The organism is Saccharothrix sp. CCNWYY140, assembly GCF_037401995.1.
GTDB lineage: Bacteria > Actinomycetota > Actinomycetes > Mycobacteriales > Pseudonocardiaceae > Actinosynnema.
In genome coordinates this window covers 15,223-40,249 of record NZ_JBBEGC010000038.1, presented here as the reverse complement: position 1 = coordinate 40,249, position 25,027 = coordinate 15,223, and the positions used below count along the sequence as shown (strand labels likewise).

The following is a 25,027-nucleotide window of genomic DNA, read 5'->3' as shown; positions in this document are numbered from 1 at the left end:
TCGGTTGGGTGCGGCGGACAGTAATTCACCGGATCGGGCGCATCACGGACGGTTCTCGACCCAGCCGTGGGGCAGCACCGGCATCCCGTCCACGCCGGCGGTCCACAGGTAGGTCCAGCACACGCGCCCGTCGGGCATGGTCACCCGGATGCGGCGGTACTCGTCGCCCTCGTACTCGTCGAGCACGGGCAGCGCGTCCTCGGGCGACTCCAGGCGCACCACGTGACCGGGCACGCCGGGGCCGTCGCCGGGTCGCAGCGCCGGGTAGCCCGCGCCGGTGTCGTGCAGGGAGCCGGGCAGGCGGGCTGGTTCGGGCTCGCCGGTCACGAAGGGCTCGATCAGGTGCCAGGCCCTCATGCCGGGCTGGAGGGTGCCGTACACGAACAGGCGGTCCGGCCAGTCGTCCGGGGTGGGGTCGCCGTGCACCGGGGTGACGTCGAGGCCGTCGCTCTCGGCCGGTCGTCCGCCCATCGTCCACGCCCTCCGCTGGTCCACGTCCGCGCAGCGCACCGGACGCCCGTTGACGAGCAGCGGCATCCGCCGCTTGCCGGCGCCGGTGTAGGCGAGCACGGAGTCCACCACGGCGCCGTCGAACAGGGTGACGCTTCCGGTGTGCACGCGCACCAGCCGGTAGCGCAGGCCGCGCCCCTCGCAGCGGTCGAGGACCCGGAGCTGCTCGGCGGTGGCGAACCACACCGCGTGCTCCTCCTCGACGCCGGGCGCGGCGGCCAGGGTCGCGGGGCGCTGCCCGTCGCGGGCGCGCAGCCCGGCCGCCCACACGGCGGCGAAGCCCTCGCAGCGGGCTCGGAGCACGACCGCCGGGCCGGTCAGTCCGAGTTCTTCACGCAGCCAGGTGACCTTGGCGGGGTTGGCGTTGGACCCGTAGGCCAGCACCGGCATCCGGCCCGCCAGGGGTGGTTCGCCGTGGTCGGCGAGCCACTCGTCGAGGTCCTTGCCGTCCGGTGCCACCCGCCAGCCGGAGTCGGCGCCCGGGTCGGGTGTGACCGGCCAGCCGGCGCCGTCGACGTGCACGAAGCAGTGTCCCGGCCGAGCTCCCGGGTAGGGCTCGGCCGGGTGGGTATCGTCCGTGAAGGGCTGCGTCATGACCCCATTCTGGCAAAGCTCACATGGAATTCACGTCGTGTTGGGTTTTCACCGACCGCAAACACCCGATGTTTCCTCACATTTTGTGCGCCGAACGGGTGCTTTACCGCCGGGGTGGAGCGATTCAGATCGGAGTTCTGAACGTGACCCGTCACACGTTCTCGGCGCGTCGGGCGTCGTAGGCGTCCTGTGCGGCCTTGAGGTGGTGCAGGTTGTCCTCGATCCACGTGAACAGCCCCCTGATCCGTTCCGCGGCTTGAGTACCCAGCGGGGTCAAGGAGTAGTCGACGTGCGGTGGGATCACCGGCCGGACCTCCCGGTGGACCAGACCGTCACGCTCCAGCGCCTGGAGGGTCTGGGCGAGCATCTTCTCGCTCACGCCCGCGACCTCGCGGCGCAGCTCGCTGAACCGTCGCGTCCCGTCCAGCAGCTTGCCCAGCACGAGGCTGCCCCACTGGCCGGTCGCGTGGTTGGCGATGACCCGCGAGGGGCAGTTGCGGTCATACACGTCACCATTGGTCGCCACCGCAACGACTCTACCTGGACGCTTTCCCAATCGTAAGTACCCCACGCAAAGGTTGGTACTTACGAATAGTTAGCGTCGTACTTAGCGTTGCCGGCATGACCACGTTGATCACCGGCGCGACCGGCCACCTCGGCTCCCTCATCGTCAAGCACACCCTCGACCGGCTCCCGGCGGCCGACCTGGCCGTGTCCGTGCGCAACCCCGACAAGGCGGACCTGCCGGTGGAGGTTCGCCTCGGCGACTTCGCCCGGCCGGAGACCCTGGCCACCGCGTTCGCCGGCGTCGACAAGCTGCTCCTCGTCTCTGCCGACGGCCCGGACGAGGTGCGCATCGCGCTGCACCGCAACGCCGTGGCCGCCGCCGTCGAAGCGGGCGTGCGGCACATCCTCTACACGTCGGTCACCGACGCCGACACGTCGCCGCTGAGCCTGGCCAAGGTGCACAAGGCGACCGAGGAGATGATCCGGGCGACCGGCGTGCCGTTCACCTTCCTGCGCAACGGCATGTACCACGAGAACTACACCGGCACCCTCGGCTTCGGTCCCGTGGTGGCGGCGGCCGGCGACGGCGTCATCGCCAGCGCGTCCCGCGAGGACCTGGCCGTGGCGGCGGCGGTCGTGCTGAGCACCGAGGGCCACGAGAACGCCGTCTACGAGCTGACCGGCGCGCGGGCGTGGGGCTTCGCCGAGCTGGCCGACCTGGCCGGCACCACGTACCAGCCGGTCGGCCAGTCCGAGCGCGTGGCGGCCCTGGAGGGCTTCGGGCTGCCCCCGTTCGTGGCGGAGCTGATCACCGACATCGAGGTCAACATCGGCGCCGGCGCGCTGGCCGAGGTGCGGCCGGACCTGGAGAAGCTGATCGGCCGGGCGCCGACCCCGATCGAGGACGCGGTCCGGGCGGCCCTGGCCTAGTCACCCGCCACCAGGAGCGCCGCGTCGATCTCGGCGTGCGCTCCCGGGTTCTCCTCCCACCACTTGGCGTACCCGGGGTTGCGGGGCAGGACCGCCTTGTAGGCGCGGGCCGCGCACGCGAAGACGTCGTGTGCCCGGCCCGCCGCCGGCCCCTCCCGACGGGTGGCGAGCATCAGGTCCACCATCAGGGGCGCGCCCTTCAACGGGCGGATCACGATGCCGTCGCCGCTGCGCGACTGGGGCAGGGCGAAGGACACCGCGCCGTTGGCCACCAGGCCCCGGGCCGTCGAGGCCTCGTTCACGTGGTGGGTCAGCCTCGGCGTGAACCCGGCCTCCGCGCACGCGGTGAAGATCTGGAGCCGGTTGCCGACCAGTTCGTCCGGCGGGCTCACCCAGTCCCGATCGGCCAGCGAGGCCAGGTCCACTTCGTCCGCTTCCGCCAGCGGGTCCCCCTCCGGGAGCGCCACGAACTGCGGTTCGCTGATCAGGCGGCGGATTTCCAGGCCCCGGAGTTCCCGGCGTTCCATGCCCTCGAACCGGTCCAGCACCCCGAGGTGGACCTGCCCGGACACCAGCAACTCCAACAAGTCCGAGCCACCCGGCATGATCTCGGTGCGGACCTCCGAACACGGGATCGTCCGCCGCAATTCCTCCACGAAGTGGCCGAAAAACAGGGTGGGAACACCGCCCGCGATCAGCGGACCCGGCGTGCGGTCACGAGTGCGCTCCTTGGCCAGGCTCACCAGCTGCTCGACCTCGTCCAACACCAGCCGGGCCGTGCCGACGACCTGTTTGCCCAGGTCCGTGGGTACGCTGCCGCCGGGCGTCCGGTCGAACAGCCGACCGCCCACGATCCGCTCGACGGTCCGCAGCTGGGCGCTCATCGCCGGCTGCGTCAGACCGAGCCTGGTCGCGGCCTTGGTCAGGCTGCCTTCTTCGGCGATCGCGCACACCGCACGGAGGTGGCGCAGTTCGAGCTCGGGCATAACGCTCTTCTATCCCCCTTTTGTATGAGCCGCCACCCCTCACGGCCGCCATAGTTGGCGAAGTACCCGTGCAGTGGAGAGGAAGACATGCGTCTCGCCAGCCAGATCTACTAGAAACAAGACGCAACGAAGCTGTGGCCCTCCCGTCCCGACGAGCGACCCGGACCCCGTTTACGCGGGCGGTTGGTCCGGGGGACGCCCGGGACCCGGTGAGCGGCCGAGGGGGTGCGAGGCGGACGTCCCCACCCCGTTGCGGGCCGCCGGTCGTGACTGCGGAGTAGCGACCGGCGGCCTCGCCGCCTTCTGGGTAGCGTCCAGGGCATGTCAGTAGTGGACAGCCCCGTCGGCTGGGTGAACAAGCACATCAAGACCTACATCGAATCCGATGGTCGCAAGGGCCACGAGTGGCGTCCGGGCGTCTACACGCTCCTGCTCACCACGACCGGCCGGAAGTCCGGCCAACCGCGCCGCACGGCCCTGATCTACCAGCCCTACGGCGACTCGTACGTGGTCGTGGCCTCCTACGGCGGTTCACCGGACCACCCGGCCTGGTACAAGAACCTCCTCGCCGACCCGACCGTCCAGGTCCGCGTGGGCGACGACGAGTTCACGGCAACGGCCCGCACGTCCACTGGGGACGAACGGGCCGAGCTGTGGTCGTTGATGAACGAGGTCTGGCCGGACTACGAGTCCTACCAACGCAAGACCGACCGCGAGATCCCGGTCGTGGTGCTGGACCGGACCTAGATCCGCCGGCGTCAGATCCGCACGGCAGCGCCGGTGACCCGGACCCGTCGGTCGCCGGCCCGGACGTCCACGGTCAGTTCGCTGGGACGGCCCATGTCCACGCCCTGGTGGATGGTGATCGTGCGGTCGCCGGTCACCAGGCCCAGGTCGCGCAGGTAGCCGCCGAAGGCCAGGGCCGCCGCGCCGGTGGCCGGGTCCTCCACGACTCCGCCGACCGGGAACGGGTCGCGCGCGTCGAACACGTTCTCCTCGCGCTGGAACACCAGTTGCGCGGTGAGGGCGTCGTGCGCGCGCAGCAGGTCGGCGAGGGCCTCGAAGTCGTAGTCCAGGTCCTTGAGGCGGGTCCGGGTCCCGGCCGCCAGCACCAGGTGCCGTCCGCCGGCGAACGCCCAGTGCGCCGGGAAGCGCGGGTCGAGGTCGTCACGGGACCAGCGCAGGGCCGTGAGCGCGAGGTCGAGGTCGGCTTCGGTGACGGGCTCGGTGGAGGTGGGCACGCTGGTGAGGGTCGCGGTACCGTTCCCGGCCTCGACCTCCACCAGGCCGACCGGGGTGTGGAAGCGCAGCGTGCCGGTGGTGCCGAGGGCGACGGCGGTGGCGACGGTGGCGTGGCCGCAGAACGGCACCTCCACCAGCGGGCTGAAGTAGCGGACGTCGAACTCGTTCGTCTCGGCGCGCGGGAGGACGAAGGCGGTCTCGGAGTAACCGACCTCGGCGGCGATGGCGAGCATCGCGGCGTCGTCGAGCCCGGTAGCGTCGAGGACGACACCCGCGGGGTTGCCGCCGGCCGGGTCGGTGGTGAAGGCGCTGTAGCGGAGCACGTCGGTCATGACACCAGGGTGCGGCACGGCCGCCATCGAAGCCAACGATTCTCTCCGATTCTCCCAATCGGTATTGTCGATGTCATGGACAGCCGTCTCCTCCGCACCCTCCTGGTGCTGGCCCGCACCGGCAGCTTCACCGCCACCGCGGCGGAGCTGCACCTGGTGCAGTCCACGGTGACCAGCCAGGTGAAGGCGCTGGAACGGAACCTGGGCGCCCGCCTGTTCGACCGCCTGCCCAGCGGCGCGCGGCTCACCGAAGCCGGCCGGAGGGCGGTCGAACACGCCCGCGAGGTCCTGGTGGCGGAGCAGCGCTTGCGCGACGCGGTGCGCGGCAGCACCGAGGTCGAGGGGGACGTCCGCATCGGCGCCCCCGAATCGGTCTGCGCCTACCGCCTGCCGCAACGCATAGCGGACGTGGCCCTGCGCTGGCCGGGCATCACCGTCCACATGTCCCCCGTGGGCACCCGAGCCGCCATCGCCGGCGTCCGCAGCGGCGCACTGGACCTGGCCCTGGTCCTGGAGGAGGCGGTCACCGCGCCGGGCCTGAAGGTCAACGCCATCGGGGTGGAACCGATCGAACTGGTCACCGCTCCGGGTGTCCCGGTCGAGGAGCGGTACTTCCTGCTGGAGGAGGGCTGCTCCTACACCGACCGCTTCGTGCGCGACCTGACGGCGACGCCCAACATCACGCGGTTCGGCAGCATCGAGGCCGTGCGGTCGTGCGTGATGGCGGGCTTGGGCTGGTCGGTCCTGCCGCGGGTGGCGGTGGCTGAACAGCTCGACGCGGGCACGTTGCAGCGCGTGCGGGAACTCCCCGACAGCACGTTGTTCCTGGTCACCGACCCCCGCCGCACCCCGTCCGCCGCCGTCCGCACGGTCGCCGACGCTCTCGCCTGAGCCGCCCTGTCCTGAGCCGCCCTGTCCTGAGCCGCCCTGTCCTGAGCCGCTCTGTCGGACCCCGCTGGGACAATGAGCCCCAGGGGGCGCTCGCCCCGGATTGTCGGTCCCCCGTGGGACAATGGACATCGAGGGCCGGAGGCCGCGCCGGACATCGTGCGCCGGAGGCCGCGCCGCGCTCAGCCCAGTCCACGCCAGGAGGACCGGAGGCCGCGCGCTCAGCCCAGCCCGGCCAGCATCCCCTCGCAACTGCGCACCACCACGGTCGCCGCCCGCCGCTGCCCGTTGTCCAGGGTCGGGCTGGCCGCCTGCTCCCGCCACCGCCCCAACGCGTCCAGCACGACGTGCCGCAGCTCCACCTCGCTCGGCTCGTACTCCATGCCCAGCCGCGCCACCAGCGACGTCCCCTCCCCGCCGACCAGCCGCGCCGCCTCGTCGTCCAACCCGGGCAGCTTCAACCGCCCGCCCTGCAACGCCGCCAGCAGCCGCAGCTCGCGGAAGTCGTGCGCGGAAGCCAGGATCCGCTCCACCGCCGCCGCCAGACCGGCCGCACCCGGCCGAGGCTCGTTGCGCAGCACGACATCCAGCCCGAGCAGGGCCGAGCGCGCCTTGAGCACGTCCGCCCGCTCGGTGAAGTACAGCCCGATCGACTCCCGCAGCTCGCCCAGCCCGCTGCGCTGCACCAGCTGCCCGGTCAGCTTGACCTGCGTGTCGAACCCCTGCCGGATCAACGTCGTGGTCAGCCGGACCCCGAAGATCCCGAACCGCTCCACCAGGCCCCGCCGCACCGCCGGGTCCAGCCGCACCGGGAACTCCGCCCCGACGAACCGGTCGGCGGACAGCAGGTAGTCCTCCAACTCCGTGCGCGCCAACGACGCCAGTGCCGCCAGGGCCGCGAACTCCTCCGCCCGCAACGTCCGCGCGGCCACGGCCAACAGCCCGGACACCGCGACCACGTTCTGGCACAACGGCCGGACCTGGGCCTCCCGCCGGTACCGGCGGGCGATCTGCTTGGCCGACGACAGCGCGTCGATGCGCCCGCCGCCGATCTCGTCCGCCCGGGCCAGCACCAGCACGGTGTTCACCGGCGCCGCCCGCGCGACCGGGTGGTCGTGCGCGGTCTGGAGGTAGCGCAGGTCCGTGTTGTGCATGTGCCTGGTCAGGAACAGCACCGCGTCGGCCTCGCCGTACACCTGCTCGACCGGGGCGTCCGCAGGCGTGTCGATCAAGGTCAGGTCCCGCAGCGACCGCGACGGCCACTCCACGGTCACCCGCTCGGCGTCGTGCACGTCGATGAACGCCCGGCCGTCCCGCCGCACCACGGGCACCTCGTGCGCACCGACCGTCGCCCTGGGCGCGGCGCCGTCGCGGTACCAGGTGAACGTGCCGGTGGGCACGAACTCCTCGCCGATCACCGCCGACACCACGGTCGACTTGCCCGTGCGCGGCGCGCCCGCCACCGCCACCCGCACCGGTTCGCTGAACCGGGCCTGGTGGCCGCGCAGCCACGCGACGGCGCGCGGGCTGTCCCGGTACACCGCGAGCGCGTCCTCCAGCAGCGCCCACACCTCGTCGGCGAGCGTCACGCGCTGATCCCCAGCGGTGGCGTGTGCCCGCCCGCCAGCGCCTGCACCCGCTGGTAGAGCTGCACGAGCCGGTCGAGTTCGTGCCGGGCCTCGCGGACCCGGCGGTCGCGCTCGGCGGAGTCGTCCTGCACGGCCCGGCGCGCGCCCCGCGCCGACTCCAGCAGGGTCTCCTGCAACTCCTCGGCCAGCGTGCTGAAGTGGTTGCGCAGGCTGCGCTGGATGTGCCGGGCCGCGTCCCGGAAGTCCTTGCTGAACTTGATGAAGAAGTCGTCCACGTGCCGCTGCGCCGCCACCTTCGCGGCGGCCTGCCTGCGCTTCAACCGCTGCTCGCTCTCGTCCATGATGGACTTCCCGCCGAACAGCGCGCCCGCGCCCAGCGAGATCGCGTTGATCAGCGGCATCCCGGCCAGGCTGGTGACCAGGCCGAACATCAGCACGCCGCCGTAGGAGCCGCGCAGGCCGGTGAACAGCTTCTGCCCGACGGTGAACCGCTCGATGACCGGTTTGTCCATCTTGGACACCCGGTCCAGCACGTCCGCCGGGAAGATCGACTCGGGCAGCAGGTCGTCGCGCCGCACCGGGAAGCTGCGGGCGACCTTCTCCGCGACCCACTCGGCCCGGTCCATCAGCCAGGTGAAGTTCTGCGCGGCGGCCTCGGTGAGGTTGTCCTCCAGCCAGCGCTCGAACTCCTCCCAGCCCAGCGCCGGGTCGGCGGTCTCGAACGTCCGGTCCACCTCGCGCAGGATCTTCCGGGTCCGTTCCCGCAGGTCGTACTCGATGTCGGAGACGAGGTCGGCCATCTCGTCGGACAGCACCGTCTGCCAGCGGGCGGACCGGCGGCGCAGCTCGTCGATGCGGCGCTGGGCCTCGTTGAGCGCGTTGATGGTCTGCTGGGTGCTCTGCGTGCCGTCGTTGGTCAGCTCCTCGCGCACCGGCGCGACCAGCTGCTTGATCGCCCCGGCCGCGGCGACGGCGACCGACCGGCGGGCCAGCACGTCGGCGGCGGCCACGATGTCGCGCTGCACGCACTCCAGCAGCTCGGGGAACCCGGACTCCGCGTTGAGGGCCTTGTCGCCGGTCTTCGCGGCGCGCAGCCGCAGGGCCGCCGACACCGGGATCAGCTTGACCGCCACGCCGGCGCGGGCGAGGTGGGTGCGGTTGCGCTCCAGCACATGCCGCCACTGCGCGGCGATGTCGATCTTGGTGAGCACCACGGTGACGTTCGGGCAGGACGCCATGACCTGGCGCAGCAGCTCCAACTCGGACGCGGTCAGCTCGGCTGTGGCGTCGGACACCATCAGCACGGCGTCGGCCTGGAGGAGCGCGGTGAACGTGCTCGCGGTGTGCGCGGGGCGCAGGTCGCCGACGCCGGGTGTGTCGATGAGCACAAGTCCGGACGTGAGCAGGGCGCGGGGGATGCCGACCTCGGCGCGCAGCAACTCGCCGGTGTGCCCGGCGCTGACCTGGCTGGCCAGCTGGTCCAGCGGCACCGGGATGCGTTCGGTCGGGGTGTTCGCGATGGTTCTGACCAGGGCGGCGTTGGGGGTCTCCGCGTGTTGGACGAACGTCGGCACGGTGGTCGTCACGTCGTCGCCCACCGCGCACACCGGGGCGTTGACCAGCGCGTTCACCAGCTGGCTCTTGCCCTGCTTGGGCTCGCCCAGCACCAGCACCCGCAGCTTCGGGTCCAGGGTGCGGGCGCGCTTCTCGCGGAGTCTCTCGGCCAGGTCCGGCCGGTTGTGGGCGGCGCAGGACCGGATCGTGTCGTCGAGCACGTCGAGCCAGGGCGCGGACATCACCCGGAAGAGTGTGCCGTGTTCACCCGGTGAGGTGAAAGAGAGGGCCGGCCCTGTCCGCTGGACAGAACCGGCCCTCGGGTAGTGGATCAGTCTTCGAGCGACTTAGAAGAGCGCGTCGCTGATGTCGCCGCCGCCCACGACCGGGAGGTCGTTCAGGCCGACGCCCAGCAGCGGCGCGTTGATGGCGCCGACGTGGTTGACGGTGCTGGTCAGGCCCGCGACGCCGACCACGCCGTCGGCGGTGTCCTCGACGGTGTCGACGACGTTGGCCGGGGACACGTCGCCGTGCGCGAGGCCGGTCACACCGTCGACGTTCAGGGCCTTGGTCAGGCCGCCGGCGTCGAGGTTGCCCACGTTGTGGGTCACGTTGCCGGCGACCGTGCCGGCGAAGCCACCGAAGCTGTCGACCACGCCGTGCAGCGTGTCGACGGCGCCGAACGCGGGGCTGGTCAGGCCGTCCACGGCCGGCACCGCACCGGTGACTCCGCCGGCGGTGGCGAGGGCGCCGTCCAGGGAGCCGGTCGCCAGGTCGGTGACCCCACCGGCGGAGGCGAGCGTGCCGTCCAGGGTGCCGGTCACGTCACCCACCGCGGTGAAGTCGCCGGACAGGGACGCGTCGAGCGAGCCCGCCACGTCGCCCACCGGGCCCCAACCGGAAACGCCGCCGAAGACCTCCAGGCCACTGGCGTCGGCGCTCAGCGCGCCCGCCGCCGCCAGGTTCACGTCGGACGTGCCGGACACGCCCGAGAGGGCCACCTGCTGGGCCACGGCCTGCAACTGGCCGACGGCGCCCAGGGCGTCCGTCGCGTCCAGCGGCAGTTCGTTGAGCACCGAGCCGTCGAGAGCGGGCAGGCTCCCGGCGGGCACGTAGTCGAGGACCAGCGGGAGGACTTCCTGCACGTCAAGAGCGCTGATGTCGCTCAGGCCCGCGGCGGCCAGGGCACCCTCGGCGTCGGCCTGGAAGTCGGCCAGCGCGGTCGGGTTGCTCAGCAGGTCGAGGACGAAGTCGTGCAGCGTGTTGGGGCTGGAGCCCATGATCTGTGTCTCCTGGCTAGATAGGTCGCGGGGAGGCGTGGACCGGCAGGGGTAGGTCCCGCCCATGCCGATCAAGGTATTGACCGGGGGATTTCCCGCCATCGGGGATTACTCCCCGTAGATCCCGCAACCACGATGGGGTGGTTCTCGTTCACTCCCTAGGGGGTTAGGGGATGTGCTTGTGACCCCTCGGTAGCCCGTGTACGAACCGACGAGCGCTACCCCGACCAGGTGATCCGAAGGAGGCTCCGCGTTGCCGTACGTCCTCGGGGTCGACGTGGGCACCACCCGCACCGCCGCCGCCCTGTGCCGCCTCGGCGGGGCCGGACGGGCCGAGCCGGAGGTCGTCGGCCTGGGCGGACCGGGCGGTGGTGTGGCGTCGTCCCTCCAGCTCACGGCCGACGGGACGTTCGCCGTCGGCGAGCCGGGCGACCCGCGGTGGACCGCCACCGGCTTCGCCGCGCGGGTCGGTGACGGGGTGCCGGTCGTCCTGGGCGCCGAGCCGTTCGCGGCCGAAGAGCTGACCGCGCTGATGGTCAGCTGGGTCGCCGGGCAGGTCGCCGCCCGCGAGGGCGAGGCGGCGCAACGCATCGTGCTCAGTCACCCGGTCGGGTGGGGTGCACATCACAAACGGCTGATGGACCAGGCCCTGCGGGTCATGGGCCTGGAGAACGTGACCCTGCTCGCGGAACCGCTCGCCGCGGCGGCCGGGCACTCGTTCGCGCGCGGACCGGTCGGCGTGTTCGGCATGGGCAGCCACGCGTTCAGCGCCGCCGTGGTCCGCCCGTTCGAGGTGGTGTCGTGGGCGGAGAGCCCCGACCAGGACACCGGGGTCGACTTCGACGACCTGGTGTTCGGGCACGTGCGCACCGAACTCGGCCGGGCGTTCGGCGAACTGGACCCCCACGACCCGCGCACCCGCGGCCTCTACGGGCGGCTCCGGCGCGACTGCGAGGCCGCCAAGCGCGTGCTCTCCGGCACGTTCGAGACCGTCATCCCCGTGCACCTGCCCTCCGGACGAGTGGACGTGCCGCTCAGTCGGGCGAAGTTCGACGAGCTGATCCGGTCGTCGGTCGAGCAGGCGGTGTCGGTGTTCGAGCGGGTCGTGCGCGGGACCGCGCTGGAGGCCACCGTGCTGGTCGGCGGCAGCACCCGCATCCCGCTGATCTCGTCCCTGCTCCCCGGACGAGTGGTCTTCGAGGCCGCCCCCGAGACCACCGCCGTCAAGGGCGCCGCGCTCGCCGGGCGGCACATGCTGCTCGGCCCCGACGACAACGAACCCCTCGAGACGTCCGTGCTGGTCCGGGACGACGACCCGCTGCTGCGGTTCCCCGTGGGCGACATGGACGTCCCCGACGCCGACTCCACCGCACCGCCGCCGCGCCCCCCGATCGACATCACCCCGCTGGACCTGCCCGAACGGCGCTCCGTGCAGCGCCTCGTGCGGGGGCTCGCGGTGACCGGGGGACGACGCCGTTCCCGTGACGAACAAGACTCAGAGGACGGCCGTTGAGCCTGCGCATGACTACCGAACGACCGGTGCTGGACGCGGACGCCCGCCGAGTGCTGGACGGGATCACCGCCGCGCCCGAGGCGGTGCTGCGGCTCGGCGTCCTGGCCCCCGGCGGCTACGGCAAGACGACCGTGCTGCGGGAGATCGAACGCGCTTACCGGGAAGCCGGGGTCGAGGCCACGATCGTGGACGACGCCCACCTGTTGGGTGACACCGAACTGCTGTCCTTGCGCTCTCTGGTCGAGCAAGGGGACACGCGGATCGTGGTCGCCTACCGGCCTTGGCCCCGGTCGCGCGCCTTGGCGGCGTTGGCGGAGTCGTTGGGGCGCGTTCGGCAGCCTTTGATGCCGCAGGCGTTCACACGCGAACAAGTGCGCGCGGTGCTCCCCGCATCGAGCCGCGCCTTGGTGGACTTCGTGCACCACCAGACAGGCGGTGTGCCGCGTTTTGTGGCGCGGCTGGCCGGTATCAACGCGCCCGAAGTGACCGCTGACGTGGTCGCGTCCTTCCGCGCCGACCTCGACTGGCTGGACACGGACGTCCAGAAGTTCCTGCTCGCCGCCGAAGCCGGCGCGGCGCTGCGGCTGGACCTGCTGAGCGCGTTGCTGGGCAAGGACGTCGACGCGGTCGGCGAGGTCATCGAGGCCGGTCGCGCGACCGGACTGCTCGCGCCGGACGGGACGCTGCTGCCGATCGCACGGGCCGCCGTGGCCGCGCTGAGCCGCACCGACCGGCGGATCGCCGTGCGGCAACGGCTCGCTGAACTGCAACTGCGGTCCGGCGGACCCGTGTTGGACCTGGTCCGACCCCTGCTGGGCACCGGCGTCGGCGGTCCGGCGGTGGAGGCGGCGTTCCAGGCTGCGGCCCGCGAAGCCCTGCCCACCGACCCGGCCCTGTCCGCACGGCTGCTGGCCGCCGTGGGCACGCCGTCGGCCGAAGTCGTGGTGCGGCAGGCGTCGGCGTCGGCGATGGCCGGCGACCTGGACGCGGCGCTGCGCCTGGCCGACCGGGTGATCTCCGGCGGCGACCAGGAACACCGGGGCGCGGCGGCCGAGGTGGCGGCGATCGCGTTGGCGCACCGGGGGCAGTTGGCGCGCAGCACCGAACTGCACCGGTGGTCGCCCAGCGCGACCTCGACCGCGTTCGCCGTGGTGGGGCAGGTGGGCACGGGCCGGCTCCCGACCGGGACGCTGCCGGTGGCACCGCCGACCATGCTGGACGGGGGCGCTTCCCTGATGGCGCAGGGGGTCGTGGAGTCGGTCACCGGCACTTCCACCACCGCACTGTCCACTTTGGTGCGTGCGGCGGCGTTGCTGGAACCCGCCGGGCGGGCCGTGCTGCTGCCCGACACGCCCGCCGCTTTGGCCGCGTTGGTGGCGATGCAGAGCGGTGAGCTGTCGGTGGCGGAGTCCGTGCTGGAGCGCGCGGTGGCCACGTCTCTCGGCGGTGTGCTGATGGACGTGCGGCACCGGTTGCTGCGGGCGTGGATCGCGATGGTGCAGGGGAACCTGGTGCAGGCCAGGGAGACTTTGGTGCTGCTGCGCAAGGTCGGGCGTCCGTTGGAGGCCCGGGACTGGATCTTCGCGGTGGCGCTGGAGATCGGCGTGGCGCGGCGCAACAGCGACCTGGCGGCGTTGAAGCGGACGTGGGACCAGGCTTGTGAGGCCGTGCTGCGGCATCCGGTGGACCTCTACACGTTCCTGCCGCTGGGCGAGTTCGCGGCGGCGGCGGCCCGGTTGAGGGACCAGCACCGCTTGGCACCGCACCTGACGGCGGCGCGGAACCTGTTGCGGCAGTTGGGGGATCCGCCGCTGTGGGCCGTGCCGTTGCACTGGGCGGCGCTGCACGCTGCGATCATCGCGGAGGAGACTTCGGTGGCCGAGGAGCACGCCGCGTCACTGGCGTCGTTCCGGGACCGGAGCCGGTACGGGGCTTTGGTGTCGGCCGCCGCGGAGAGCTGGCTGGACGTGTTGGCGGGCAAGGTGGACCCGGACCAGGTGGAGTCGGCCGCGCGCGGGCTGCACGCCGCCGGGCAGTGGTGGGACGCGGCGAGGTTGGCCGGTCAGGCGGCGATAAGGACGTCCGACCGGCAGGCGATGGTGCGGCTGCTGGACTGCGCGCGGCTGTTGCAGGGCCGTCCGGCGGGCGCGGGTCGCAGGCCTGCCGAGCCGGTGGCCGAGGATGCCGTCTCCGGTGCGGGGGTCGGCGCGGGTGCGGGCGTGGACCAGCTCAGCGACCGCGAGCGCGAGGTCGCCGAGCTGGTGGTCGGTGGGCTGACGTACAAGCAGGTCGGGGACCGGCTGTTCATCTCGGCGAAGACCGTGGAGCACCACATGGCACGCATGCGGCAGCGGTTGGGCTGCACGAGTCGGGCGGAGCTGCTGGACCAGCTCCGCCAGATCCTCGGTTAGCTCCGAGTCTTTCACTCGAAAGTGATCTTGCCATGTTCGAACACATGTTCGAACATGGACTCATGACTCAAACGACCCGCTTCCACCCTCAGCCCTCGACTCCCTCCTCCGCGCCGCCTTTCGCAGTGTCCTTTGTGGACACATGGAGGACGATCAACCCCACACCCGCGATCACGAAGTTCTGGAACGCCGCGGTCAGCCCGTTCCAGTCCTTGGACTGCCACATCAGGAACCACTCGCCGCCGATCACGATGAATCCACCGCCGAACAGCAGCACCTGCATGACCCACCCCACCGACGACAACCGCCGAGCCACCACCGTCCGACCGCGCAACCAGGCCACCAGCCCGGCGAGCAGCACCACGGCGGTGACTGCCTCCCAGGCGATGATCAGCAGGTAGGCGATCGTGACGACGGTTTGGTCGGTGATGGCGCGGTACATGGTGTTCGGCGACTGGAACGTGGTGTCCATCGCGAACACGTGCTCGACGAACGCGCGGTTGGTCCCGTAGTCGGTGACGTTCCCCAACACCACAAGACCCATGTAGACACCGGTGATCGCAACCAGCACGGCGACCGCCGCTTGCGGGCTCCCCACCCGGGCAAGTAGACGCATGCCTGGCAACTTAGTGACAACCGATGCGAGGTCCATGACAAAAAGTGTCGAAACCTACGGCTTAGTGGGCCACCCAACACAACCCACTACGGCCCACCACCTCCCGCCGCGGCGGGACCAGCCCCACCGAGCCCGCCCTGCCGGACGGCCGCACTGGCACCGCCCTGCTGCCGCGCCCGCCCTGCCGGACCGCTGCGCCGCGCCCGTCCCGCCGGAATCGCCGCGGGGGACCGCCCTGCCGAGCCCGCCCTGCCGAGCCCGCCCTGCCGGGGCCGCCCTGCCGAGCCCGCCCTGCCGAGCCCGCCCTGCCGGGGCCGCCCTGCCGGGGCCGCCCTGCCGGGGCCGCCCTGTCGGACCGCTGCGGCATCTGCCCTGCCGGGATCGCCGCCGGGGACCGCCCTGCCGAGCCCACCCTGCCGGGGCCTCGGCACCGGGAACCTGCCTGCCGGAACCGCCGCGCGGGGACCGCCCTGCTAGGGCCGCCCTGCTGGGACCGCCCTGCTGGGACCGCCCTGCTGGGACCGCCCTGCTGGGACCGCCCTGCTGGGACCGCCCTGCCGGGACCGGCGGGCTCGGGTGGCGCGGCCAGTGCCTCGGCCGGCTGAGACCGTCCGGTCGCTGTCGGGCGGCGCGTGGCGAGTGGGGGTGTGGTGCGGGTGTCGGTGGGTCAGGGGCAAGGGGGCTGGTAGTCGAGTTGGGGCAGGTGTTTGCGCCACTGCTCTTCCGGCAGCACTCCCTTGGTCTTGGCGCAGATGCGGTTCACCGAGTCGTCCGGCTCCAGGTTCCACACGCGGACCGTCGTGTCCAGGCTGGTGGAGGCGAGCGCGTTGCCCTGGGGTGAGAAGCGGACGTCGTGGAGGCCGGCGTCGTGGCCCGTCAGGGCTTGGCCTATCGGCTCCGGCCGGTTCCGGTCGCGGACCGACCAGAGTCGGATGGTCCGGTCGTCGCCGCCGGCGGCCAGGGTGGCGCCGTCCGGGCTGAAGGCCACCGACACCACCGCCTCCACGTGGCCCGTCAGCGGGCCGCCGAGCGGCTTGGCCTTCGCGGGGTTCGTCAGGTCCCACAGCCTGATGGTCTTGTCGTCGCTCGCGGTGGCCAGGGTCTTGCCGTCGGGGCTGAGGGCGCCCGCCCTGATGGCGCCGGTGTGGCCGGTCAGCGGTTGGCCCAGGGGCTGGGCGGCGGTGGGGTCGGAGACGTTCCACAGGCGGACGGTGTGGTCGGCGCTGACCGTCACCAGGGTTTGGCCGTCCGGGGTGAAGGCGGCCTCGTGGACGTAGCCGATGTGTCCCACCAGGGGTGCGCTGGCGGGGCGGGGATTCCTCGGGTCGCTGATGTCCCACAGCTGCACCGACTTGTCGTCCGAGCCGGTGACGAGGACCTTGCCGTCCGGTCTGAACGCCACCGGGGCGGTGTAGCGGGTGTCCAGTGCCATCGGGAGGGAAAGGGGGGTGATCGCGCGGGGGTCGGTGAGGTCCCACAGGCGGACCGCTTTGTCGCTGACGGTGGCCAGGGTCGTGCCGTCGCTGCTCAGGGCCATGCTCCACACGCCGGCCTCGTCGGGGGTGGTGGTGGACAGGGCGCTGCGGGGTGCGTCCGGGTCGGTCAGGTCCCAGACGCGGATGGTGCGGTCGCGGCTGCCGGTCACCATGCGCTTGCCGTCGGGGGTGAAGACCGGGCCGACGGTGCGGGACGCGTGGCCGACCAGCACCGTACGGGGCAGTGACCACAGGCGGACGGTGCTGTCCTGGCTGCCGGTTGCGAGGGTGTAGCCGTCGGGGCTGAACGCCACCGCGTACACGATGCCGTTGCGGCCGGTCAGCGGCTGGCCCACGGCCAGCGGGTGCGCGGGGTCGGTGACGTTCCACAGGCGGGCGGTGCCGTCGGCGGAGCCGGACGCCAGGACGCGGCCGTCGCGGTGCCACGCCACCGACCACACCGGGCCGGTGTGGTCGGTCACCGGCCGGCCGAGGGGGGTGGGCGCGGCCGGGTTGGTCACGTCCCACAGCCGGATGGTCTTGTCGTCGCTGCCGGTGGCCAGCGTGCGGCCGTCCGGGGAGAACGCGACCGAGCGGACGATGCCGTCGTAACCGGAGAGGGGGGAGCCGATCGGAGTGGGTGCACCGGGGTTGGAGACGTCCCACAGGACGATGGTGCGGTCGTCGCCGCCGACCGCCAGGACCTTGCCGTCCGGCGAGAACGCGACCGAGCGGACCTGGCCGGTGTGGTGGCCCAGGGGCTCGCCGAGGCGGCGGGGCGCGGCGGGGTCGCTGACGTCCCACAGGCGGGCGGTGTGGTCCTCGTTGGCGGTGACCAGGGTGCGGCTGTCGGGGGAGAACGCGACCAGGTAGACGGTGCCGTTGTCGCCGTCCAGCGGCTGGCCGAGGGCGCGTGGCCGGCTGGTGTCGGTGACGTCCCACAGGCGCACGGTGCCGTCGTCGCTGGCGGTCGCGAGGGTGCGGCCGTCGGGGCTGAACACCGCCGAGCTGACCCAGCTCTTGTGCGCGCGCAGCGGGGTGCCCAGCGGCTTGGGGTTGTCGCGGTCGCGCAGGTCCCACAGGCGGACGGTGTTGTCGTAGGAGGCGGTGGCGAGGGTGTTGCCGTCGCGGGAGAACGACGTCAGGTACACCGCGCCCTGGTGCCCGACCAGCTGGGTGGCCAGCGGCAGGCCCTGGGTGGACAGGACCCGGGTGTAGACCTCGCGGTCCTCGGGGCGCATCCGGTGGGCGACCAGGTCCAGCTGGGCCGACAGCGACGGGTCGGTCTCCAGCAGGCGGTCGGCCTCGGCCACGACCTGGCGGAACACGGCGTCGTCGCGTTGTCGGACCGCGAGGACGGCGGCGGTGATCGCGATGATCGCCAGCACGACGACCACCGACACCGCGCTGCGCCGTCCCCACAGCGCGCGCCTGCGGTACTGGGTGGACACGGCCAGGAAGTCCTGGGCCACCCCGGTCAACCCGCCGGGGCCGGCGGCGTCGGCCCAGTGCCGCGCGGTCTCCAGGCGGGCGCCCCGGTAGAGCAGGGACGCGTCGCGGTCCTGGTGGGCCCAGCTCGCCGCGTCCTCCTCCAGCCGCTGGCGCAGCAGTTGGCCCTCGCGGTCCTGGTCGATCCAGCTGCGCAGCCGGGGCCACGCCTGGAGCAGGGCCTCGTGGGTGATCTCGACCGAGCCCGCGTCCAGGGTGACCAGGCGGGCTCGGGCCAGCACCTCCAGGGCCTCTTCGCCGGCGGCCCGGTTCGGGGCCTGTTCGACCAGTTCGTGGCGGGTGGAGCGGCGGCGGGTGTCCTGGGTGTCCTCGCCGACCCGGACCAGGCGCAGCAGCAGGGGGCGGGCGGCGGCCTGGGCTTCGGGGGCGAGGTCGGCCCACGCCCGTTCGGCGGTCGCCGCGACCGCGCCCTGGATGCCGCCCGCCGCGCGGTAGCCGGAGATGGTGAGCTTGCCCGCGGTCCGGCGTTGCCAGGTCGCCAGCAGGGCGTGTGAGAGCAGCGGCAACGCGCCCGCGTCGTACGCGCCCTGCGACGCCCGGCCGGGCGCGCGCCCGCTGCGGACGCCCAGGTCGCGCAGCATGAGTTCGATCAGGCCGGGTTCCAGCTGGAGGCCGGCGGCCTTCGCGGGCCGCGACACCGCTTCGCGCAGCTCGGCCGAGGTCATCGGGCCCAGCACCATCTGCCGGTCCTGCAACGCGTCGGCCAGTTCGGGGTAGGCCAGGCAGCGGCCGTAGAAGTCGGCCCGCACCCCGAGCACGACCAGCGCGGGCGCGTCGCCGCCGGGGATCGCCGGGGTGCACGCCGCGTGCAGCGCCTGCACGAACAGCTGCACCAGCCCCTCGTCGGGGCACAGCGTGAACGCCTCCTCGAACTGGTCCACCACGACGACCACCCGGTCGCCGCCGTGCGCCGCCGCGTAGCCGGCGAACACGTCCCGGATGCGTCCCGCGAACCGCAGCACGCCCATGACGGACTGGCCGACGAACGGGTCCGTGGGGTGCTCCGGGGCGTCCGGGGACGTCGGGTCCAGGACGTCGTCCAGTTCCGGGATGTGCCGCACGAGTTCTTTCACCGGATCGGCGCCGGGCGTGAGGACGATCGACGGCCATTTCTCCGAACCGGGCACCGCCAATGCGCCCTCGCGAATGGACGGAATGACCCCGGCGCGCACGAGGGAGGATTTCCCGGCGCCGGACGCCCCGACCAACATCACGATTCCGCCGGAATCCACCGCGGCGCCCAGTCGGGAAACCAGTGCGGCGGTGCTGCGTTCGCGTCCGAAAAACCAGGAGGAATCCTCGGGCTGGAACGCGGCGAGTCCGCGATAAGGGCACAGGCCGATTTCATCGGAACTGGGCGGTTCTTCGTCCTCGGGGCTCGCGGCGGGGCTCGCCAGGGCCTCCTCCCACAGCGCCCGCCACGCCTCCAGGTCGTACAGGCCGGGCACCGACGGCTTGGGCCGGACCTTGCGCGCCTCGCCGATGAGCACCTCGAGCACTACCGAGAGTGCCGAGAACCGGGCCGGGACGTTGCGTCCCCGCCGCCAGTCGCTGACCCGCTGCGCGGTGGCCCGGACCGGCCTGCCCCGGTCGTCGGTGCGGCGGGCGCGGCCGACCGACTCGGTCACCCGCTTCAGGGGTGGGTCACCCGCCGCGGCGTAGAGCAGCGCGAAGCGCTCCGCGAAAACAACACGGGGACCCGACCCCTGACCAGAACCAGCCATCCGCGGCGGACCTCCTCCTCGGTTGCGCGAGTTCCGGACCGGAAAACCGGCTGAGAGCGCGTGAACAGGTCGTTTGTGGACCGGTGCGACACCGGGCAGTCCACCCTAACGACTTGCGCTGCCAAGCTGCCCCTGACGTTGTCGCTGACGTCGCCAGGTTGTGCGAAGGGACCGGTCGAAGTGGTTTCGCAGGCAACTAACGCGAGTGGCAGAACGTTCGCCGCTGAGGAGTCCTGGGGGTCTTCTCAGCGGGGTGCACAGAGCCAGCCCGGCCGGTGGAACGGTGCGGCGACCTACCATGCCGACCGGGACTGAGCCGCGGCTGACCGGCCCCGCGCCGGTCACCGACCGTGACCACCGGGGGGCGCCCGGCGAGTCGCTGGTGTGCCCGATCCTCCGGACCGTGCTGGACGCGCACGACCGGGACCGGGCGGAGGTGAACCTGGTCGCCCTGGCCAGGCTCGCGGCTCCACTGCACGCGTGAGGCCGGCAGCCGCACAACGGGGTGCGGCGACCCGGCGCGCGTTGTTGTTCTCCATGTCGTATTTCCGCCAGCCAACGGCCTGGCGTTGACCGATGCTGGTTGGCGTGCACCAAGACGCGGAACGTTGTGTGCGAGCCGTGCAGTCCAAGGACGCGCGGTTCGACGGGTGGTTCTTCACCGCCGTGCTCACCACGCGGATCTATTGCCGTCCGAGTTGTCCGGTGGTGCCGCCGAAGGTCGAGAACATGCGGTTCTACCCGAGTGCGGCGGCGGCGCAACAAGCGGGATTCCGCGCGTGCAAGAGGTGCCGTCCGGACGCGAGCCCCGGTTCACCGCAGTGGAACCACCGCGCCGACGCCGTCGCCAAGGCCATGCGCCTGATCGCCGACGGCGTCGTGGACCGCGAGGGCGTGCCGGGCCTGGCCGCCCGGCTCGGGTACAGCGTCCGGCAGGTCGAGCGGCAGCTGCTCGCCGAACTGGGCGCGGGACCGCTCGCCCTGGCCCGCGCGCAGCGCGCGCAGACCGCCCGCCTGCTGATCGAGACGACCGGGCTGCCGATGGCGGACGTGGCGCTGGCCGCCGGGTTCGCGAGCGTGCGGGCGTTCAACGAGACCGTGCGCGAGGTGTTCGCGATGTCGCCCACCGAACTGCGGATGCGGCGGTCCGCGCCGTCCGCCGCGCCGGGGGTGCTGTCGCTGCGGCTGCCGTTCCGCGCGCCGCTGTGCCCGGACAACCTGTTCGGGCACTTGGCCGCGACCGCTGTGCCGGGCGTGGAGGAGTGGCGGGACGGCGCGTACCGGCGAACCATGCGCACCCCGCACGGCCACGCGGTGGTGTCGCTGCGGCCCGAGCCGGACCACGTGGCGTGCCAGCTCGCGCTCACCGACCTGCGGGACCTGTCGATCGCCATCGCCCGCTGCCGCCGCATGCTGGACCTCGACGCCGACCCGGTCGCCGTCGACGAGCAGCTGGCCGCGGACCCGCTGCTGAAACCGCTGGTGGACAAGGACCCCGGACGCCGGGTGCCGGGGACGGTGGACGCCGCCGAGTTCGCGGTGCGGGCGGTGCTGGGCCAGCAGGTGTCCACCGCCGCCGCGCGCACCCACGCGGCCCGGGTCGTGCTCGCCGCGGGCACGCCGGTCGAGGACCACGGCCTGACCCACCTGTTCCCGACACCCGAGCAGCTCGCCGCGCTGGACCCGGCCGTGCTCGCCATGCCCCAGTCCCGCAAGACGGCGTTCGCCGCTCTGGTGCACGAGTTGGCGTCCGGCGCCCTCGACCTCGGCGTCGGCGCGGACTGGGACAAGGCGCGGGCGGACCTGCTGGCGCTGCCCGGCTTCGGCCCGTGGACCGTCGAGGTCATCGCGATGCGGGGACTCGGCGACCCGGACGCGTTCATCCCGGGCGACCTGGGCGTGCGGCTCGCCGCGCGGACCCTCGGCCTGCCCGACACCCCCGGCGCGCTCACCCGGCGCGCCCGCGCGTGGCGCCCCTGGCGGGCCTACGCCGTCCAACACCTCTGGGCCACCGGTGACCACGCGGTCAACCGGCTGCCCGCGTGAAAGGACCACCCATGACCCACACCACGGTCGACAGCCCCGTCGGCCCGTTGACGCTCGTGGCCACGGACGGCGTGCTGTCCGGGCTCTACATGACCGACCAGCGGTACCGGCCCGAGGACTCCACGTTCGGGCCGGTCGACGCCGGGCCGTTCGGCGACGTGATCGCGCAGCTGGAGGAGTACTTCGCGGGCAGGCGCACGTCGTTCGAGCTGGAGCTGGACCCGCTGGGCACGCCGTTCCAGCGGACCGTGTGGCGGGCGCTGTGCTCGATCCCGTACGGGGAGACGGTGTCCTACGGTGAGCTGGCCGCCCAGCTCGGGCGGCCGACCGCGGCGCGGGCCGTGGGCATGGCCAACGGCCGCAACCCGATCGGGATCATCGTGCCGTGCCACCGGGTGGTCGGGTCCACGGGCGACCTGACCGGCTACGGCGGCGGCATCGACCGCAAGCGTCAGCTGCTGGAGTTCGAGACGGCGACCCTGGCGTCCTCGACCGTCCGCTGAGGGCGGCGCTTGCGCACGACATCCCGTTCCAGCCACCACTCGATGAACAGGAAGGGCAGCACCCAGCCCATCCACGCGGAGATCGCGGAGGTCGCCTGCATCAGGGCGACCTCGCTGCCGCCGAACGCGGTGTCCTTGAACGGCGGCAGGGCGAAGATCATCGCGACCGCCCACAGCCGGTTGGTGATGATGGAGAAGGTGAGGGTGGCGCTGCGCAGCATCCAGCGGCGGTGCTCGGCGAGGCGCTTGCGGCGGGCCATGCGGTAGGCGGTGACGGTGAAGCCGAGCCAGAGCGTGCCCATGAGGACGTTCCCGATGGCGTTGACCGGCCCGAACGGGCTGACGGCACCGATGACCACCGCCAACACCCCACCCGGCAGGACCCCCGCGAACACGTAGGCCCGCCCCGCGTACCGGTGCCACTTCGGGTACCGCTGCCGGAACCACGGCCAGATCTGGAGGACGGCGGTCACGATGGCGACCGACGCGAAGACGACGTGCCCGACGAGGGCCGGGTAGTACCAGGCGTAGCCGGGGTCGGGCACGCGGGACTGGGCGCGGTCGCCGGTGAGGTAGGGCGGCAGCGAGAACGCGACGAAGAGCAGGACCAGGAACCCGAGCGGCACCACCCACGGCCGCCGCCAGAGCTTCTTCTTCCCCTGTGTGTGCACCATGCCCCGAACTCTGACCGCCCCCGCTGACGAGCCACGCACCGATCGCTGACGAGCTCCGCCACCCCGGCATGCCCGCCCACGCCCACCCCGCCCACGCCCACCCCGCCCGTGCCTCCGCCGCCCGGCCCCGTGCCCTCCGCCCGCCCGCCAGCCGCCGACAAATCCGTTTGTCTTGACAACTCGACTTGTCGGTGCGAGAGTTCTCCCATGCTCGAAGTGGCGGTGATCGAGGACCCGGCTACGGCCGAGGTGACGTTGGACCCCGTGCGGCTCCGACTCCTTGCCGAACTGGTCGAACCCGGCTCGGCGACGACCCTGGCGGCCAAGGTGGGACTGCCCCGGCAGAAGGTCAACTACCACCTGCGCACGCTCGAACAGCACGGCCTGGTCGAGCTGGCCGAGGAGCGGCGCAAGGGGAACATGACCGAGCGGGTCATGCGGGCCACGGCCGCGTCCTACGTGATCTCGCCGGTCGCGCTGGCCGCCGTGCAGCCCGATCCCGAGCGGTCGCCGGACCGGTTGTCCGCCCGGTGGCTCCTCGCGGTGGCCGCGCGGTTGGTCAGGGACGTCGGGAACCTGCTCACCGGCGCGGCGAAGGCGGGCAAGAAGGTGGCCACGTTCGCCATCGACGGCGAGGTCCGGTTCGCCACCGCGCAGGACCGCTCGGCCTTCGCCGAAGAGCTCGCGACCGCCGTCGCCGGCCTGGTCGCCAAGTACCACGACGAGACGGCCGAGGGCGGGCGTCCGCACCGCCTCGTCGTCGCCGTCCACCCCAGCATCCCCAAGGAGTCCTGATGGGCCACGCGTTCGAGGAGACCAACGAGGTCGAGCTGGCCGGTGTCACGCCGGACCAGGTCTGGGACGCCATCGCGACCGGGCCGGGCATCGACTCGTGGTTCATGGGCCACAACGAGGTCGACCCCGGCGCGACGATCCGCGGCGCGTTCGGCGGCTACGAGCCGGCGCACCCGATCAGCGCGTGGGAGCCCGGCAAGCACCTCGCCTACGGCGGCGAGCCCGCGCCCGACGGCCGCAAGCTCGCCTACGAGTTCCTCATCGAGGGCCGCGACCACGGCAGCACCGTGCTGCGCATGGTGGTCAGCGGCTTCCTGCCCGGCGACGACTGGCAGGACGAGTTCGAGGCGATGACCGCGGGTGGCGCGATGTTCTGGCGCACCCTGGTCGAGTACCTCACGCACTTCGCGGGCCGGATCGCCCGGCCGGTCACGGTCTTCGGCCCGGAGGTCCGGGACTGGCCCGCGCTCTGGACCCGCCTGCACGCCGAGATCGGCGGGGCGGAGCCCGGCGACGAGGTGGACGTGGACGGCACGCGGGGTGTCGTCTACTACGCCAACGCCCAGACCATCGGCATCCGCACGCCGGATGCGATCTACCGCTTCTTCCGGGGCATCACCGGACACCTGATCGCCATGCACCACGTCTTCGCCGCCGACGGCCGCGACGAGCGCACGTGGTCCACCTGGATGGGAACCCTGTCATGACCACCCTCACCGAGGCCCGGCACACCACCAAGGCCCACGACACCACCAAGCTCCTGCTCGGCTGCGGCGCGATCGCCGGACCGCTCTACCTCGTCACCGGCTTCGCGCAGGCGTTCACCCGCGAGGGCTTCGACCTGACCAAGCACCCCTTCAGCTTCCTGTCCCTCGGCGAGGGCGGCTGGGTTCAGATCGCCAACTTCGTCCTCAGTGGACTGTTGTTCCTGGCGATGGCCATCGGCACCAGGAGGGCGCTGAAGGGACAACGCGCCGGCACGTGGGGTCCGATCCTGCTCGGCATCTTCGCGCTCGGCATGATCGGCGGCGGCGTGTTCGTGGCCGACCCGGCGTTCGGGTTCCCGGCGGGCGCACCGGCCGGACAGCCGGAAACGCTGTCCTGGCACGGGATCCTGCACGGGGTGGCGTTCTTCGCCGCCTTCCCCGCGCTGATCGTCTCCTGCTTCGTGTTCGCCCGTCGCTTCACCGGCACGTGGTCGCGGCTGTGCGTGGCGGCCGGTGTGGTGTCGCTCGCGCCCATCGCGTTCATGGGTACCGACTACGCGACCGTCGTGCTCTACGTCGTCGCCGTCGTCAGCTGGTTGTGGGTGTCCGCGGTCGCCGTCAAGCTCCGCGCCGAAATCTGAG

21 protein-coding genes are annotated in these 25,027 nt (G+C 72.4%); 11 read left to right on the top strand and 10 right to left on the bottom strand.

The genetic code is table 11. The features are described from left to right. Window positions 1-42 precede the first annotated feature (42 nt). Window positions 43-1,104: a gamma-glutamylcyclotransferase gene (locus WBN91_RS18805; protein WP_337723735.1), complete on the bottom strand. Its 1,062-nt coding sequence runs from the start codon at window positions 1,102-1,104 to the stop codon at window positions 43-45. A 151-nt stretch (window positions 1,105-1,255) separates the two neighbouring features. After that, the gene (locus WBN91_RS18800; RefSeq protein ID WP_337723734.1) at window positions 1,256-1,630 is read right to left on the bottom strand and encodes a winged helix-turn-helix transcriptional regulator; all 375 of its coding nucleotides are present in this window, start codon (window positions 1,628-1,630) and stop codon (window positions 1,256-1,258) included. 95 nt (window positions 1,631-1,725) lie between these two features. Between WBN91_RS18800 and WBN91_RS18795 the strand changes: the two genes are divergently transcribed. Further along, window positions 1,726-2,541, top strand: coding sequence for an NAD(P)H-binding protein (locus WBN91_RS18795; protein WP_337723733.1), 816 nt, complete (start codon window positions 1,726-1,728; stop codon window positions 2,539-2,541). Here the strand turns inward: WBN91_RS18795 and WBN91_RS18790 are convergent. Next, window positions 2,538-3,527: a LysR family transcriptional regulator gene (locus tag WBN91_RS18790; RefSeq protein ID WP_337723732.1), complete on the bottom strand. Its 990-nt coding sequence runs from the start codon at window positions 3,525-3,527 to the stop codon at window positions 2,538-2,540. The two genes, WBN91_RS18795 and WBN91_RS18790, sit on opposite strands and share 4 nt — an antisense overlap. A gap of 321 nt (window positions 3,528-3,848) precedes the next feature. Between WBN91_RS18790 and WBN91_RS18785 the strand changes: the two genes are divergently transcribed. Further along, on the top strand, window positions 3,849-4,274 hold the full coding sequence (locus WBN91_RS18785) for a nitroreductase family deazaflavin-dependent oxidoreductase (RefSeq protein WP_337723731.1): 426 nt from the start codon (window positions 3,849-3,851) through the stop codon (window positions 4,272-4,274). 11 nt (window positions 4,275-4,285) lie between these two features. On the opposite strand, the gene WBN91_RS18780 is transcribed toward WBN91_RS18785, so the two are convergent. Beyond that, a complete protein-coding gene (locus tag WBN91_RS18780; RefSeq protein WP_337723730.1) occupies window positions 4,286-5,101 on the bottom strand; it encodes a PhzF family phenazine biosynthesis protein in 816 nt (271 codons plus the stop codon). Between the two features lie 75 nt (window positions 5,102-5,176). Between WBN91_RS18780 and WBN91_RS18775 the strand changes: the two genes are divergently transcribed. Next, window positions 5,177-5,992: a LysR family transcriptional regulator gene (locus WBN91_RS18775; protein WP_337723729.1), complete on the top strand. Its 816-nt coding sequence runs from the start codon at window positions 5,177-5,179 to the stop codon at window positions 5,990-5,992. 218 nt (window positions 5,993-6,210) lie between these two features. Here the strand turns inward: WBN91_RS18775 and WBN91_RS18770 are convergent, their stop codons facing one another. From WBN91_RS18770 to WBN91_RS18760, 3 genes are all read right to left on the bottom strand, one after another. Then, the gene (locus tag WBN91_RS18770) at window positions 6,211-7,578 is read right to left on the bottom strand and encodes a GTPase domain-containing protein (RefSeq protein WP_337723728.1); all 1,368 of its coding nucleotides are present in this window, start codon (window positions 7,576-7,578) and stop codon (window positions 6,211-6,213) included. Further along, on the bottom strand, window positions 7,575-9,374 hold the full coding sequence (locus WBN91_RS18765; protein ID WP_337723727.1) for a dynamin family protein: 1,800 nt from the start codon (window positions 9,372-9,374) through the stop codon (window positions 7,575-7,577). Before WBN91_RS18765 ends, WBN91_RS18770 begins: the two co-directional genes overlap by 4 nt. Before the next feature lie 105 nt (window positions 9,375-9,479). Further along, window positions 9,480-10,412, bottom strand: a complete 933-nt coding sequence (locus WBN91_RS18760; RefSeq protein WP_337723726.1) for an IniB N-terminal domain-containing protein — start codon at window positions 10,410-10,412, stop codon at window positions 9,480-9,482. Between the two features lie 253 nt (window positions 10,413-10,665). On the opposite strand from WBN91_RS18760, the gene WBN91_RS18755 reads away from it, so the two are divergent. Together WBN91_RS18755 and WBN91_RS18750 are read left to right on the top strand one after the other, a co-directional pair. After that, on the top strand, window positions 10,666-11,925 hold the full coding sequence (locus tag WBN91_RS18755) for an Hsp70 family protein (protein ID WP_337723725.1): 1,260 nt from the start codon (window positions 10,666-10,668) through the stop codon (window positions 11,923-11,925). Window positions 11,926-11,933: 8 nt separating this feature from the next. Next, window positions 11,934-14,336: a helix-turn-helix transcriptional regulator gene (locus tag WBN91_RS18750; protein WP_337723724.1), complete on the top strand. Its 2,403-nt coding sequence runs from the start codon at window positions 11,934-11,936 to the stop codon at window positions 14,334-14,336. 88 nt (window positions 14,337-14,424) lie between these two features. Here the strand turns inward: WBN91_RS18750 and WBN91_RS18745 are convergent, their stop codons facing one another. Both WBN91_RS18745 and WBN91_RS18740 read right to left on the bottom strand, forming a co-directional pair. Next, window positions 14,425-14,952 (bottom strand): DUF2165 domain-containing protein, encoded by a 528-nt coding sequence (locus WBN91_RS18745; RefSeq protein WP_337723723.1) that lies wholly within the window; start codon window positions 14,950-14,952, stop codon window positions 14,425-14,427. Between the two features lie 667 nt (window positions 14,953-15,619). Continuing rightward, complete coding sequence (locus WBN91_RS18740) at window positions 15,620-19,660, bottom strand: nSTAND1 domain-containing NTPase (protein WP_337723722.1); 4,041 nt, start codon at window positions 19,658-19,660, stop codon at window positions 15,620-15,622. 298 nt (window positions 19,661-19,958) lie between these two features. Between WBN91_RS18740 and WBN91_RS18735 the strand changes: the two genes are divergently transcribed. The 3 genes from WBN91_RS18735 (at window position 19,959) to WBN91_RS18725 (ending at window position 22,209) form a co-directional block, all read left to right on the top strand. Continuing rightward, entirely contained in the window at window positions 19,959-20,144 is a 186-nt protein-coding gene (locus tag WBN91_RS18735; protein ID WP_337723721.1) for a hypothetical protein, read from the top strand. A 104-nt stretch (window positions 20,145-20,248) separates the two neighbouring features. Further along, window positions 20,249-21,706, top strand: a complete 1,458-nt coding sequence (locus WBN91_RS18730) for a DNA-3-methyladenine glycosylase 2 family protein (protein WP_337723720.1) — start codon at window positions 20,249-20,251, stop codon at window positions 21,704-21,706. Window positions 21,707-21,717: 11 nt separating this feature from the next. Further along, entirely contained in the window at window positions 21,718-22,209 is a 492-nt protein-coding gene (locus tag WBN91_RS18725) for a methylated-DNA--[protein]-cysteine S-methyltransferase (protein ID WP_337723719.1), read from the top strand. On the opposite strand, the gene WBN91_RS18720 is transcribed toward WBN91_RS18725, so the two are convergent. After that, a complete protein-coding gene (locus WBN91_RS18720) occupies window positions 22,158-22,883 on the bottom strand; it encodes a DUF2306 domain-containing protein (protein WP_337723718.1) in 726 nt (241 codons plus the stop codon). The genes WBN91_RS18725 and WBN91_RS18720 overlap by 52 nt on opposite strands. Before the next feature lie 207 nt (window positions 22,884-23,090). On the opposite strand from WBN91_RS18720, the gene WBN91_RS18715 reads away from it, so the two are divergent. From WBN91_RS18715 to WBN91_RS18705, 3 genes are read left to right on the top strand one after another with little or no spacing between them, the layout of a single operon-like run. Continuing rightward, a complete protein-coding gene (locus WBN91_RS18715) occupies window positions 23,091-23,678 on the top strand; it encodes an ArsR/SmtB family transcription factor (protein WP_337723717.1) in 588 nt (195 codons plus the stop codon). Further along, window positions 23,678-24,385 (top strand): SRPBCC family protein, encoded by a 708-nt coding sequence (locus WBN91_RS18710; protein WP_337723715.1) that lies wholly within the window; start codon window positions 23,678-23,680, stop codon window positions 24,383-24,385. Before WBN91_RS18715 ends, WBN91_RS18710 begins: the two co-directional genes overlap by 1 nt. Further along, a complete protein-coding gene (locus WBN91_RS18705) occupies window positions 24,382-25,026 on the top strand; it encodes a DUF998 domain-containing protein (RefSeq protein WP_337723714.1) in 645 nt (214 codons plus the stop codon). The genes WBN91_RS18710 and WBN91_RS18705 overlap by 4 nt, the downstream gene beginning before the upstream one ends. Window position 25,027 lies beyond the last annotated feature (1 nt).

Coding starts and splice junctions, on each gene's coding strand:
- WBN91_RS18805 (WP_337723735.1), bottom strand. CDS start 1,104: ATGACGCAGCCCTTCACGGACGATACCCACCCGGCCGAGCCCTACCCG.
- WBN91_RS18795 (WP_337723733.1), top strand. CDS start 1,726: ATGACCACGTTGATCACCGGCGCGACCGGCCACCTCGGCTCCCTCATC.
- WBN91_RS18790 (WP_337723732.1), bottom strand. CDS start 3,527: ATGCCCGAGCTCGAACTGCGCCACCTCCGTGCGGTGTGCGCGATCGCC.
- WBN91_RS18785 (WP_337723731.1), top strand. CDS start 3,849: ATGTCAGTAGTGGACAGCCCCGTCGGCTGGGTGAACAAGCACATCAAG.
- WBN91_RS18780 (WP_337723730.1), bottom strand. CDS start 5,101: ATGACCGACGTGCTCCGCTACAGCGCCTTCACCACCGACCCGGCCGGC.
- WBN91_RS18775 (WP_337723729.1), top strand. CDS start 5,177: ATGGACAGCCGTCTCCTCCGCACCCTCCTGGTGCTGGCCCGCACCGGC.
- WBN91_RS18765 (WP_337723727.1), bottom strand. CDS start 9,374: ATGTCCGCGCCCTGGCTCGACGTGCTCGACGACACGATCCGGTCCTGC.
- WBN91_RS18760 (WP_337723726.1), bottom strand. CDS start 10,412: ATGGGCTCCAGCCCCAACACGCTGCACGACTTCGTCCTCGACCTGCTG.
- WBN91_RS18750 (WP_337723724.1), top strand. CDS start 11,934: ATGACTACCGAACGACCGGTGCTGGACGCGGACGCCCGCCGAGTGCTG.
- WBN91_RS18745 (WP_337723723.1), bottom strand. CDS start 14,952: ATGCGTCTACTTGCCCGGGTGGGGAGCCCGCAAGCGGCGGTCGCCGTG.
- WBN91_RS18740 (WP_337723722.1), bottom strand. CDS start 19,660: ATGGCTGGTTCTGGTCAGGGGTCGGGTCCCCGTGTTGTTTTCGCGGAG.
- WBN91_RS18735 (WP_337723721.1), top strand. CDS start 19,959: ATGCCGACCGGGACTGAGCCGCGGCTGACCGGCCCCGCGCCGGTCACC.
- WBN91_RS18725 (WP_337723719.1), top strand. CDS start 21,718: ATGACCCACACCACGGTCGACAGCCCCGTCGGCCCGTTGACGCTCGTG.
- WBN91_RS18720 (WP_337723718.1), bottom strand. CDS start 22,883: ATGGTGCACACACAGGGGAAGAAGAAGCTCTGGCGGCGGCCGTGGGTG.
- WBN91_RS18715 (WP_337723717.1), top strand. CDS start 23,091: ATGCTCGAAGTGGCGGTGATCGAGGACCCGGCTACGGCCGAGGTGACG.
- WBN91_RS18710 (WP_337723715.1), top strand. CDS start 23,678: ATGGGCCACGCGTTCGAGGAGACCAACGAGGTCGAGCTGGCCGGTGTC.
- WBN91_RS18705 (WP_337723714.1), top strand. CDS start 24,382: ATGACCACCCTCACCGAGGCCCGGCACACCACCAAGGCCCACGACACC.